This window comes from Priestia sp. TGN 0903 (genome assembly GCF_050846855.1).
GTDB lineage: Bacteria > Bacillota > Bacilli > Bacillales > Bacillaceae_H > Priestia > Priestia zanthoxyli.
Window position 1 is genome coordinate 1 of the sequence record NZ_JBOZGL010000007.1, and the last position, 13,318, is coordinate 13,318.

14 protein-coding genes are annotated in these 13,318 nt (G+C 38.9%); all 14 read right to left on the reverse strand.

The window, feature by feature from the left end:
- On the reverse strand, positions 1–691 hold a 691-nt coding region (gene trpD, locus ACRPLY_RS21285; RefSeq protein ID WP_432232106.1), incomplete at its 3' end, for an anthranilate phosphoribosyltransferase.
- Positions 684–2,198 carry an anthranilate synthase component I gene (gene trpE, locus ACRPLY_RS21290; RefSeq protein WP_325077399.1) on the reverse strand — a complete coding sequence of 505 codons (1,515 nt, stop codon included), beginning with the start codon at positions 2,196–2,198 and terminating at the stop codon, positions 684–686. The genes trpE and trpD, both read right to left, overlap by 8 nt.
- Before the next feature lie 283 nt (positions 2,199–2,481).
- Entirely contained in the window at positions 2,482–3,564 is a 1,083-nt protein-coding gene (gene aroB / locus ACRPLY_RS21295) for a 3-dehydroquinate synthase (protein ID WP_176343446.1), read from the reverse strand.
- Positions 3,564–4,736 carry a chorismate synthase gene (gene aroC, locus ACRPLY_RS21300; protein WP_028411505.1) on the reverse strand — a complete coding sequence of 391 codons (1,173 nt, stop codon included), beginning with the start codon at positions 4,734–4,736 and terminating at the stop codon, positions 3,564–3,566. The genes aroB and aroC overlap by 1 nt, the downstream gene beginning before the upstream one ends.
- A 134-nt stretch (positions 4,737–4,870) precedes the next feature.
- Positions 4,871–5,653, reverse strand: coding sequence for a CheR family methyltransferase (locus tag ACRPLY_RS21305; protein WP_028411506.1), 783 nt, complete (start codon positions 5,651–5,653; stop codon positions 4,871–4,873).
- 211 nt (positions 5,654–5,864) lie between these two features.
- Positions 5,865–6,314: a nucleoside-diphosphate kinase gene (ndk, locus tag ACRPLY_RS21310; RefSeq protein ID WP_013059010.1), complete on the reverse strand. Its 450-nt coding sequence runs from the start codon at positions 6,312–6,314 to the stop codon at positions 5,865–5,867.
- Positions 6,315–6,429: 115 nt separating this feature from the next.
- Positions 6,430–7,395: a heptaprenyl diphosphate synthase component II gene (gene hepT / locus ACRPLY_RS21315; protein WP_028411507.1), complete on the reverse strand. Its 966-nt coding sequence runs from the start codon at positions 7,393–7,395 to the stop codon at positions 6,430–6,432.
- Positions 7,396–7,476: 81 nt separating this feature from the next.
- Positions 7,477–8,181: a demethylmenaquinone methyltransferase gene (locus ACRPLY_RS21320; protein WP_013059012.1), complete on the reverse strand. Its 705-nt coding sequence runs from the start codon at positions 8,179–8,181 to the stop codon at positions 7,477–7,479.
- Between the two features lie 4 nt (positions 8,182–8,185).
- Entirely contained in the window at positions 8,186–8,980 is a 795-nt protein-coding gene (locus tag ACRPLY_RS21325; protein WP_028411508.1) for a heptaprenyl diphosphate synthase component 1, read from the reverse strand.
- Between the two features lie 278 nt (positions 8,981–9,258).
- Positions 9,259–9,489 carry a trp RNA-binding attenuation protein MtrB gene (mtrB, locus tag ACRPLY_RS21330; protein WP_028411509.1) on the reverse strand — a complete coding sequence of 77 codons (231 nt, stop codon included), beginning with the start codon at positions 9,487–9,489 and terminating at the stop codon, positions 9,259–9,261.
- 25 nt (positions 9,490–9,514) lie between these two features.
- The gene (folE, locus tag ACRPLY_RS21335; RefSeq protein WP_013059015.1) at positions 9,515–10,081 is read right to left on the reverse strand and encodes a GTP cyclohydrolase I FolE; all 567 of its coding nucleotides are present in this window, start codon (positions 10,079–10,081) and stop codon (positions 9,515–9,517) included.
- A 148-nt stretch (positions 10,082–10,229) separates the two neighbouring features.
- Entirely contained in the window at positions 10,230–10,502 is a 273-nt protein-coding gene (locus ACRPLY_RS21340) for an HU family DNA-binding protein (protein ID WP_013059016.1), read from the reverse strand.
- Between the two features lie 373 nt (positions 10,503–10,875).
- On the reverse strand, positions 10,876–12,354 hold the full coding sequence (gene spoIVA, locus ACRPLY_RS21345) for a stage IV sporulation protein A (protein WP_013059017.1): 1,479 nt from the start codon (positions 12,352–12,354) through the stop codon (positions 10,876–10,878).
- A gap of 229 nt (positions 12,355–12,583) precedes the next feature.
- Positions 12,584–13,306: a hypothetical protein gene (locus ACRPLY_RS21350; protein ID WP_028411510.1), complete on the reverse strand. Its 723-nt coding sequence runs from the start codon at positions 13,304–13,306 to the stop codon at positions 12,584–12,586.
- Between the last annotated feature and the right edge of the window lie 12 nt (positions 13,307–13,318).

Sequence of the window (13,318 nt, forward strand, 5' to 3'; positions counted from 1 at the left end):
CCGTGGCACTAATTTCATCTAAACCATCTCTGCCGGCAACAAACAGGACGTGATTAGCTCCCAGTACAACAAGCGCTTCTGCTAATTTTCGTGCAAGCTCAATAGAATAAACGCCAATTACTTGCTTTGTGCAGTTAGTAGGGTTTGCTAACGGACCTAATGCATTAAAAACGGTTCTAAACCCTAATTCCTTTCGAGTAGCAGCAACGTGCTTCATAGCAGGGTGATAAAGCGGCGCAAATAAAAAGGACATGTTGAGGTCAGCCACCGCATTTTTCACTTCTTTTTCATTTCCTTGAATCCATATATCCAAATGTTCTAACACGTCTGCACTTCCGCTTTTAGAAGATACCGCGCGATTCCCATGTTTCGCAACCTTTACTCCAGCAGCAGATGCCACAATCGCACTAGCCGTTGAAATATTAAACGTAGAGGCGCCGTCTCCTCCCGTACCGCACGTATCTACTACGTTTAATTCGTCTAGAGAAATAGCATTCATATTGTTTTTCATACCCCGGACAAAACCAACAATTTCATCGACGGTTTCTCCTCGGTACGTTAAAATGGTTAGCACGCTAGCAATTTGAGCTGCCGGGACTTTACCGTTCATAATATCATTCATAATTTTTTCTGCTTCTTCCGCTGAAAGTGACTCCCCGCGCAAACACTTTTTCAACAATTCTTTAAACATATACATCCTCCTTTTTATCGTAGATGTCTTGAGCTAATTGAATTGTTTTAATTAAAGCGCTAGCTTTATTGCGGGTTTCTTTCCACTCAAGCTCCGGTTTTGAGTCAGCAACCACTCCTGCTCCGGCCTGTATATAAGCGGTTTGGTCTTTCAAAAGAATGGTACGAATTGCAATGCACGAATCAATGTTTCCATCAAATCCGAGATATGCTACGGTTCCTGCATATACATTTCGCGCAACTGGTTCAATTTCATTTAAGATTTGCATCGCCCGCACTTTTGGAGCGCCAGATACGGTACCCGCTGGAAATGCAGAAAGCAGCGCATCAATAGGATGTACTTTTTCATCAAGGCGTCCTGTCACTTTAGAAATCAAGTGCATGACGTGCGAAAAGTTAACCTGCTGCATTAATACCGGCGTTTGGACACTTCCATACTGTGCAACTCGGCCGATGTCATTTCTTGCTAAGTCCACGAGCATATAGTGTTCTGCCCGCTCTTTTTCATCGTTAATTAAGTCTTCATACAAGCGCGCATCTTCTTCTGCATCTCTGCCGCGTCTTCTCGTTCCTGCAATTGGATGAATTTCTAAATGGCCGTTTTCAATTTGAATCAACCGCTCAGGGGAACTTCCGATCAATTCCACTCCCTTTACTTTCACGTAAAATAAATAAGGAGATGGATTAACTAATCGCAATACTCTGTAAATATCAAATCCAGCTACGGTCGTATCAATTTGAAATCTCTGCGACAATACGGCTTGAAAAACATCTCCTCTTTTAATGTATTCCTTAATTTTTTCCACATCTTGCACAAATTTATCTTTTTGGTATGACGATGTCACACCTTCAAAGCTAACTTCGCGCTGCTCGCTTTCAAACATCATCGGCTTTTCTTTCACCGTCTGCGCTATTCTTTCAACATATCGATTGATCTCTGCTAGAGCTTCATCATGTTTTTCTTTTTTCTGCTGTTCTTTATCTTGCTCATCAAGCTGAATGTAGTGAATCACCATAAGCTCTTTTGTTTGGTGATTATAAGCGAGCATCGTTTGACAATAGATAAAGTGAAAAGTAGGCATGTTCAAATCGTTTTGGGCATGTACGTTTACTTTTTCAATTTGCGATACTGCGTCGTAGCTGATAAATCCTACTGCTCCTCCTTTAAAAGGAAGTGCAAGGTCTGGTACTTTCACTTTCAGCTCTTGCTGAATTTTACAAAATACCTCTTTAAAGCTGTCTCCTTGCAGCACAGGTTGAAGCTGCTTGTTTTTTGCTAGATAGGTTCCGTTCTCTTCTTCTACATACAAAAACGGATTCAAGCCAATAAAAGAATAATTGGACCATGGTGATGATTCATCATTGCTTTCAAGCAAATATACAGCTTCATCTTTTACTTGCTGAAAAAGATCAACAGGTGTCATGCTATCGATAAATATTTTTTTTATGATTGGAATGGTTAAATACTTTGTAGAGTCTTCTAAAAAAGAAGTATACGTGTTCGTCATATCTTTCAATCCTCCATTTCATGGAGAATGAGAATAGATGAGGTTATATAAAAGAGGATATAATAAATAAACCCAAAGACACATCAAAAATGGGCCTTTGGGTATACGAATGGTAAAATTCACTCAACTAAACTCTGCTCAACTGTCTCATTCTCGTCTACCCTAATCTCAACTAAACTGTCTATTTTTTTCTCATAACTAAAATCTCTAAACTAACTTGTTACCAATTGTAGTACGTTTCAAATTCATTTGTCAACTACTATCTACTTGGCTTTTGAAGAAACTACGCTTGAAGCTCTTCATTCAGCAGCTTAAGAATCACTTCATCTTCTACTTGTTGAACAAAAGGTTTTCCTATGCCTTCAAGCAGTACCATATGAACATTGCTTGACTTGGACTTCTTGTCTGCTTTCATTCTCACGAGCAGCTTTTCAGCTGAAAGGTGGTTTGGAACAGACGTCTCATAGCCAAATTTTTCAAACCATTTCGCAATTTCAGCTACAGGGAACTCGCTTTTCCCAAGCGTATTGCTGACTTTCATAGCAAACAGCATCCCAATGGCTACGCCTTCTCCGTGACTGATTTGTCCATAGCCGCACTCTGCTTCAATCGCATGACCTAACGTATGTCCAAAGTTCAGGTGAGCGCGAACGCCAGCTTCTGTCTCATCTTCTTTTACAACAGATGCTTTGACTAAAATACCGCTTTGAATAGCATAAATTAATTTTTCATCTTGTAAATCAGTCAGCGATTGTATATTTTGCTGAAGCCATTCATAAAATGCTTCATCGTGAATAAAAGCATGTTTAATCACTTCTGCAAAACCGGAACGCCACTCTCTTTCAGGAAGCGTTTTAAGAAGATCAATGTCATAAACAACCGCTTCAGGCTGATAAAAAGCGCCAATCATATTTTTTCCAAGCTCATGATTAATGGCTACTTTACCGCCTACAGCACTATCGTGAGCAAGAAGCGTCGTTGGCACTTGAATAAACGAAACCCCTCTCATGTATGTAGCGGCTACAAATCCAGCTAAATCGCCAACTACCCCTCCGCCGAAAGCAATAACGAGCGCATTGCGGTCAAGCTGCTGCTCGAGTGCAAAAGTCTGACAATCGTAGTAATGTTGAAATGACTTTGCGTGTTCACCGCTTGGTACTACGTATTTAGCCACTTTAAACTGCGTCTCAATCGCTTTTACAACCGCTTCTCCATAATATGAATCTACAGCTGAATCAGTGATGATTAACACCGACGACAGATTAGGTTTTACACTCTCAATAATAGAAGGCAGCTTTTCAATTAATCCATTTCCTAAATAAAGAGGATATGTTTTGGATAAAGTTTGAATATCAATTTGCAACATTAAAACTCCCTCGCATGTACACGCATTTTCTCAATATTTTCAGCAATTAAATCAATTCGGTCTTGTCCAAACTGTTCGATTAGCGCATCAGCCAATTCCCAAGCTACAACGGCTTCTGCTACAACGCTTGCTGCCGGCACAGCACAGCTGTCTGAACGTTCGATGCTTGCCTCGAAGGCTTCTTTTGTTTCAATATCAACACTTTTTAACGGCTTGTAAAGCGTTGGAATAGGTTTCATTACACCGCGTACTACAATTGGCATACCTGTTGTCATGCCACCTTCAAAGCCGCCTAAGTTGTTTGTTTTACGGGTATATCCATTCTCTTCATCCCATAGAATTTCGTCATGAACTTCGCTTCCTGGTCTGCGAGCCGCTTCAAATCCAATCCCAAACTCAACGCCTTTAAATGCATTAATGCTCATAACAGCTGCAGCAATCTTCGCATCTAATTTACGATCGTAATGGACATAGCTGCCCACTCCTGCTGGCACGCCTTCAATAATAACTTCTACTACGCCTCCGATCGAATCGCCGTTTTTCTTAGCATCATCGATTGCTTGCATCATGTCTTTCTCAACAGCTGAGTCAAAACATCTTACTGGAGAAGCTTCAGTGACTTCTTGAAGTTCCTCTAAGCTTTTGTATTGAGGAGGATTTGCCTGTACGCCGCCAATTTCTAATACATGTCCAGCTACAGAAATCCCGAACTGAGCAAGGATTTGACGAGCCACAGCACCTGCTGCTACCCTTACAGTTGTTTCACGAGCTGAAGAACGTTCTAATACATTTCTCATATCGCGATGACCATATTTAATAGCGCCGTTTAAATCGGCATGCCCTGGTCTTGGTCTTGAGATTTTACGCTTTACTTCTTCTGATTCTTCTTCAGAAATTGGCTCGATGCCCATAATTTTTGTCCAGTGTTTCCAGTCGTTATTTTCTACCGCTAACGTAATAGGAGATCCTAGCGTATAGCCGTGGCGAACACCGCTTAAAATTTCCGCTTGATCTTTTTCAATTTGCATACGTCTTCCGCGACCATGACCTTTTTGTCTTCGCGCTAAATCTGTATTGATGTCTTCGGCTGTTAAAGGAAGCCCTGCGGGAACACCCTCTAAAATAGTAGTCAACTGTGGACCATGTGATTCTCCTGCTGTTAAATATCGCATAATCGTACCTCCGCTTAATATGTATTATTCGTCAGAATTTTTCCATTTTTAAATATGACTATACCATACTATAACATAAGAATATATAAAAAGTTTCACCTCAGCTTGTAAGAAATCGCTTCAGGTTATCTCAATTAAATGGTCTTTACTTTTCTGTAAAAAAACGTATCAGCCGTTTCAAACCCATACTTTTGCGGAGTGAAAATCTGCTCTGTGCTCCCTACAAATAAGATGCCTCCAGGTGCTAAAGCTCTGCTAAACTTTTCATATAAAGCATGCTTTGCTTCATCGGTAAAATAAATAAGCACGTTTCGACAAACAATCAAGTCAACGTTTTTAGGAAAAGAGTCTGACAGTAAGTTATGTTTTTGAAAAATAACTGTTTTTTTGATTTTTTCATCTAATAAGTACCCGGTTCCTCTTTGTTGAAAGTACTTATTTTTCATCGAAACAGGCATTTCCTGAAGTGAACGTTCATCATAAAAGCCTATTTTTGCTTTTTCTATCACTTTTTCATCCAGATCGGTCGCCAATATAGAAATACGCGAAAGCGGAAAAAATGTTGATAAAACCATCGCTAGTGTATACGGCTCTTCCCCTGTTGAACAGGCAGCGCTCCACACTTTCAGATCTGTTTTTCCTTTTACAAGAGTCGGTAAAATTTTTTGCTCCAATATATCCCACCGCTGATAGTTGCGATAAAACTCTGACACGTTAATCGTCATCCGATCTAAAAACTCCTCAAGCAGTTCGTTGTTACTGTTCATTGCTCGATAATATTCAAAAAAACTAGAAAAACCTTTTTTTTCATACAGCGAGGTGAGGCGGCGGTGCATTTGAGACTGCTTATATAGTGATAAATCAATGCCTGTTTTTGTTTTTATTTTCTCCACAAACGCGTCGTATTCATCTATCATCTTTGACTCTCCTTTCTCATTCCTATACGTTTATGTTAGACGTATAAAGAAATAAAACCTTTATATACGCTTATCTTCTTATTAATATATCGGAATACATTATGAAAATGTTTATGCGGGGAAATCTTTGCACTTAATAGCCTAGAAGCCTGTTTATACACACAATAAAAAAGACGAATGAAAATTCATTCGTCTTTTTGCGCTATCTAAATTAGTAAATCCAAGCGTCTGCGTCTTTTTTATAGAAAGTCAGCTCTTCACTTTCAAAGAATAAGCTGATTTCACGCTCCGCACTTTCTGGTGAATCTGAGCCGTGAATAATATTCTTATCCACAATCAGTCCATAATCACCTCGAATAGTTCCAGGAAGCGCTTCTTGAGGGTTAGTTTTCCCCACCATTTGACGTGATACTGAAATCACGTTTTCACCTTCCCATACCATAGCAAAAACTGGACCTGATGTGATAAATTTCACTAACTCACCGAAGAAAGGTTTCTCTTTATGTTCACCATAGTGTGTTTCAGCTAATTCCTGCGAAATATGCATAAGCTTAGCTCCAACTAATTGAAAACCTTTTTTCTCAAAGCGAGAAATAACCTCACCAATAATGCTTCTTTGTACCCCGTCTGGTTTGACCATTAAAAACGTTTTTTGTATCATTTTACTCTCCACCCCTGAAGTTCATGATATGTAAACAAGTTTTGAAAGCGCAATCACACCTCATGAAGATATTAACATTGTTTCGAGCAGTTTACAACTTATGAAAGTAAATAAATCAAAATTTCCGTTTTCCAATGTACTTCGCAATTTGATGCAGCGTTTTTTTCGCCTTGTTTGGCGGCAGTTCTTCTAAAATGCTCATCGCTTTTTGCAGATAACGATCGCTCATCTCAAATGAACGTTCAATGGCGTTAGAAGATTTAATATCAGAAATAATTTCATCGATCAGCTCTTGCTCATATTCCCTCTCGAAAAGCTGTTCTACTTTATCTCGAAACTCAGCATTTTCAATGGCATACAAAACTGGCAGCGTAATATTTCCTTGCAGTAAGTCGCTGCCAACTGGTTTCCCAAGCTGTTCTTCTGATGAGATAAAATCTAAAATGTCATCCGTAATTTGAAATGACATTCCCACGTAATATCCAAACCAAAATAAACGTTTATGTATATCTTCAGGAGCTCCCGCTGCAATTGCGCCTAACTGACAGCTTGCAGCAATTAGCAGTGCCGTTTTACGTTTAATTCTACGCAGATACACGCGTAAGTTTTGGTTTAGGTTGTATTTGTCCTTAATCTGTTCAATTTCACCGAGCGTTAATTCCACCATCGTATTAGATAAAATTTTATGTGCTTCCACATCTTTAACCTCACTCATAACTTCAAGTGCACGAGCAAAGATGTAATCCCCTGTATACATAGCAATACGATTGTCCCATTTTGCCTTAATTGTTGGTTTTCCCCGTCGCTTATCAGCGTCATCAATAACATCATCATGAACAAGAGACGCCATATGAATCAGCTCAAGCGCTACTGCCACATGTTTGATTTGGTCGATATTGTAATGCCCAAATTTAGCTGCCAACAAAACAAATACAGGGCGAATTCGTTTCCCCCCTGCTTGTAAAAGGTGAAGAGAAGCATCTGTGATAAGTGTTTCATCGGTATGAACAGTTTGTTCAAGTTCTTTCTCAATAAGGGTAATATCCGTATTCAAAAAAGCGTACATCATTTTTAGTTTCATTGGACTCACCTTGCATTATATATTCATTCTTTACTCCTTATCCTACAGGCTGTTGCACCTGTAGGACAAGCTTTTTCTCTTTTATCGTTTGTACCCTAGATGCATCGCCGCTACTCCACCTGTGTAAGATTTCACTTCAACATCTGTCAAACCGGCTTCACGGAACATATCAGCCAATTGCTTTTGACCTGGAAAGTCCCTAGCTGACTCTTGAAGCCATGAATATTCATCATAGCTTTTAGCGACCATCTTTCCAAGCGCAGGCATAATATACTTAAAATAAAGCAAGTACATTTGTCGGTAACCAATCATCGTTGGCTGAGACGTTTCAAGGCAAACCACTTTTCCGCCAGGTTTCACGACGCGCTGCATTTCCTTTAAAACTTGAAGGTAATCGGGCACGTTGCGCAGTCCGAATCCAATCGTTACATAGTCAAATGAATTATCTTCAAAAGGAAGCTCCATTGCATTGCCATGTAGTAAAGTAATATTTGAAAAAGGTGAGTTTTTTACTTTCTCTTCACCAATCTTTAGCATATTTTGACTAAAATCCAGGCCAACTGCCTCTCCTGTTTCTCCAACTGCTTCAGCCATAGCTAGCGTCCAATCCGCAGTTCCGCAACAAACATCTAAAGCTTTTGTTCCTTTTTGAACATTCATTCGCTTCATCGTATCTTTGCGCCATGCCTTATGACGCTGAAAACTAATAACAGAATTCATTTGATCATAATTTTTGTATATTTTTTCAAATACGCCATGGACACGCTGTTCTTTTGATTGCTGCATATCTCTATCCTTCTCCTACGACATTTTTCAACACTTCTAAGCTAGATGTAAGTTCATCTAAGTGCTCTCTTAAAAACTCATTCATCGCAAATTCACTTCGTAAGTACCCTCTAACAATATCTACAGACTGTTGAGTATACGAATAAAGGTATTCTTTTATTTGTTCTTGATTCATGCCAATTTGTTTGCAATAGTTTAGCAAGAGAGTAGGCTCTTTATGCTGTAATGACTTTAATTGCTTTAATATCCCATTCAAATACGCTGCATGTTTTAAAAGTTCTTTCCACTCTTCACGTTCAAAATAGTCACATAAGCATCTTACAAACGATGATTCTGCTGCTAAAAAACTATTCATAACGTCGTGTGGATTAGTAGAGCGATTGTTATAAATGTGTATCTTAGCGATATTAATTTCTTTAATAGCAGATGCTATAACTTTCATTAAATTCAGCTGGCTGCTTTGAGCTAAATAGTAATAGTACAGGCCGCTGTAATAATCTCCGGCCAAAACTACCAGCTGCCTCTCATGCAGCTTCCCTTCATTTCCGCTAACATTTTGAGTGGAGACTAGATCGTGGGTATCAAGTGCGGTTTGAACGAGCATCACAGATAGCACAGAGCTGTTCTTTTTTTCTTCTTCCATTGAAAGAGTATCTAAGAACGAACACATGTACAGTAATCTATTTTCATCAATACGCGGATGATGAATATATTTTTTTACATATGGATGACTTAATTCAACATGAAGCTGTTCTTTCATGTTGGCCACAATATCATAGATGGTTTTTACGCTCATCATCCTTGTCTCCCTTTCCATCACTATTTGTTTAAAGTTCTTTTAACTCCAAATCGATAGTGTCAATTATAACATAATTACATTATAAAATATCCTTTAAATTCTTTTGAAGCTTTTTCACGGTTTAAATCCTTTAGCTGCTCATCCGCTTGAACACCGTTCATCTACATACCATCTTGATTTCTTAGACAGTAATTTAAGATATTGCTTTTAGTTTCACCATGTTTTTCCTGTTCTTATTCATTTATTTTAAATATAAATAAAAGCAGGAAAATCCCTGCTTATTTTTTCGTATCGGATTCAATTTCTCCGTGAACAGTCTGAACGACGGCTTTGCCACGAATTTTAATTGCGGATGTATGCTCAGTAAACTGCGCAATCATCACTTCGCCTTTATCTAGTTTTTCTGAATGATGAAATCGCGTATCTGCTCCTCGCGTTAAGCCAATTACGTTAACTCCATCTTCGACCGCTTTAATGACAATATACTCTGGCGTTCCTTTTTGTGTCATATTCTCTTCTCCTTCATCATCCACATTATGATTTGATCAATGATAAAACTTCAGCTCTAGAACTTGCATCGTGTTCTAACACTCCACGCACAGCAGAAGTGATTGTCATAGCCCCAGGCTTTTTAATGCCTCGCATGGTCATACACATGTGCTCTGCTTCCACTACTACCATTACCCCGTGCGGCTCTAATGTTTCTACAATAGAATCCGCCACTGTAGATGTAATTCTCTCCTGAAGCTGAGGACGTTTCGCAACAGCTTCTACCGCTCTTGCCAGCTTACTTAAACCGGTCACTCGTCCGCCTTTTGGAATATACGCAACATGAGCTTTTCCGTAAAAAGGCACTAAGTGGTGTTCACACATAGAGTAAAAAGGAATATCTTTTACAAGCACTAGCTCTTCATGATCTTCTCCAAAAACTGTTTTAAAATGCTCTTTTGGATCTTCATTCAACCCGGAAAAGACTTCCTCATACATTTTAGCTACTCGCTTTGGTGTATCTAATAATCCTTCACGGTTTGGATCTTCGCCAATTGCTTCTAAAATTAGTCTCACAGCTTGTTCGATCTGTGGTTTATTTACAGATGACATGTTGTTGCCCTCCAATTCGTTGCATTACGACTTTATGAAAAAAATTCTAGCATATGTATATACCAAAGGCAAAAAAGAAAGGTCGCAAATGTGCGACCTTTCAAAGCTCTTCATCAACGGCTATGAATAAAGCCATTTTATGTAGATATTATTTTACAGCATCTTTAAGAGCTTTACCTGGTTTGAATGCAGGAACTTTGCTAGCAGGAATTTCGATTTCTTCGCCAGTTTGTGGATTGCGTCCTTTACGAGCAGCACGTTCACGTACTTCGAAGTTACCAAAACCGATAAGTTGAACTTTGTCCTCAGCTTTTAAAGCTTCTAAAATTGTATCGAAAACAGCATCAACTGCTTTTGTAGCATCCTTTTTTGAAAGCTCACTTGCTTCTGCAACAGCATTAATTAATTCTGTCTTGTTCATGCCATTCACCTCCTCCCAAAATCGGATCATATAATAACTAAAAACCTTGTTAGAAAAGGAATCTAGTAATTCGTTATATCTCATTCTTTAACAAAACAAATGGATATTATACATAACCTATGTATCGACAAGCCTAATCATAAACGATTGAACTAAATAATTCAATGTTTTTCATTCGTCTGCCGTATGTATGTAGTGAAAACAGTATGATCGATCGATTTCTGTTAAAAGATTAACATATTGAACAAGGCATAGCAAGCAGAAAATAACGCAGGAATAGGATAACCACGCGATCTATCACAATATATGTAAAGTTTTGTATGATCTATCCAAAAAGAAGAGGCTCCTTTATGAGGAGCCTAACGTTATATTCTTATAAAATAATCGCGATTAAACCTCCAGATCCTTCGTTAATAATCCGTTCTAGCGTTTCTTTTAACTTATATCGCGCATTTTCAGGCATCAGCGACAGCTTTCCTTGAATCCCTTCTCTTACAATTGAACTTAGAGAGCGGCCAAATATATCTGAATTCCAAATTGAAAGCGGATCATCTTCAAAGTCTTGCATCAAATAACGAACTAATTCTTCGCTTTGCTTCTCCGTTCCGATAATCGGCGCAAATTCTGATTCTACATCCACTTTAATCATGTGTATAGAAGGTGCCACTGCTTTTAAACGAACTCCAAAACGCGATCCTTGGCGAATAATTTCAGGTTCATCAAGGCTCATATCTGAAAGCGAAGGTGCAGCTACACCATAACCCGTTTGCTTAACCATGCGAAGTGCATCAGAGACTTGATCATACTCGGTTTTTGCATGCACAAAGTCTTGCATTAACTGCAGCAAATGATCTCTTCCGCGAATTTCTACTCCCACGATTTCTTTCAAAATCTGATCATATAAATCATCTGGAGCGTATAAGTCAATTTCGGCAATCCCCTGCCCCATCTCAATTCCGGCTAATCGAGCCTGATCGATAAACTCAAACTGGCTAAATTGCTCTACTACCCGTTCAACGTCTCTCAGTCTCTTAATATCTTTTACCGTTTCTTTAACGGCTTCTTGATAGCTTTCACGCAGCCAATGTTTATCTTTTAAAACCATTACCCAGCTTGGTAGATTAACGTTGACTTCTAATACAGGGAACTCGTATAGTGCTTCTCTTAATACGTTCATCACATCAGTATCGCGCATGCTTTCCACACTCATCGCTAATACTGGGATATCATATTTTTCATTAAGCTTTGCACGAAGCTTTTCTGTATCGGGATGATATGGCTGTACGGTATTAATAACCATGATAAAGGGTTTGCCTACTTCTTTTAGCTCATTAATGACGCGCTCTTCTGCTTCCACATAATCTTGACGAGGTATATCTCCAATTGAGCCATCTGTTGTAATGACGACACCAATCGTTGAGTGTTCTTGAATGACCTTTCTCGTTCCAATTTCAGCCGCTTCGTGAAATGGAATTGGTTCTTCATACCAAGGTGTATTGATCATTCGAGGTCCATTTTCATCTTCGTACCCTTTAGCGCCTGGCACTGTATATCCTACACAATCTACTAACCGTATGTTAACTTCTAGCCCGTCATCTACCAAAACATTGACTGCTTGATTCGGTACGAATTTCGGCTCAGTTGTCATAATCGTTTTTCCAGCTGCACTTTGTGGTAGTTCATCTTGTGTGCGAGCTCTTTCTGCCTCGTTCTCGATGTGAGGCAGGACCACCAGCTCCATAAACTTTTTAATAAATGTAGATTTTCCTGTTCGAACTGCTCCCACCACACCTAAATATATATCGCCTCCTGTACGTTCAGCGATATCTTTAAATACATCCACCTTTTCCAAAAGATCCCCTCCGATCTATGAGTTCATGGAATATGACATCCATTGCGAGAGTAAATTAGGACACTATATAGTTATGACGTTGTCCTATTAAAATATGACTTTTGATAGAAAAATTTATGATTTTTTTCATGCACATGCTGACTTAGTCATTCTGATTTTCATTATTGGTGTACAAGAAAGAGAAAACCCCTTCTCTCTGAATATTATTCAAGGAGAAGGGGTTCATGACTTATTTTTTAAAAAATATTGGTTCATTCTTATCGTTAACTGTATAAGGAAGAGAGTAAGCAGGTACAAAATCACTGTTTTCCACAAGGAGCTTTCGGATATCTTCACCCGGTTTGTAGGAGCTTTTATGCTTTTGAATGGCATCATACAAATCAGGACGATAATCTACAAATACATCTCCCTGCCCATTAACAATTAAAGAAAGACTATTCCCTGTATACGGGCTAGTAACGACAGGGGGTTCTTTCATATTCAATTTCTTATAGTTAATAGAGAATACGCCGGGAGCGATGACGTCTTTAAACGGTACGTATCCTTTATGGTTTTGACGGTATATATTCAAATGTACATTAACATCTTGAATCGTATCCGCCATCCGTAAGTCTAATAATTTAACCGTGGGCTTTGTTTCTGCATCCACAAGCACGTACGCAAATATCCCTCCGCTTTCATACGAATTCCCAGGTGCGTCTTGCATGTATCTAGGAACAATTTTCGTAAAGTCAATCGGATATTTTTGATAAATCGGTGTGTCCATATCTTTCGTTTTTATCGGCAATAAGCCTCCGCTTTCTTCTTTAAATTGATCAACGGCCGTTTGTACGGAAGCAACTTGATCTTTATAAGGAACTTGATTTTGAGACATTCTTTCCGTCGGGTACAAACAACCGGATAATACAAAAATGGTTAACCCAACAATAGACGTTAGCATGAATTTTTTCATTTTCCTCACCCT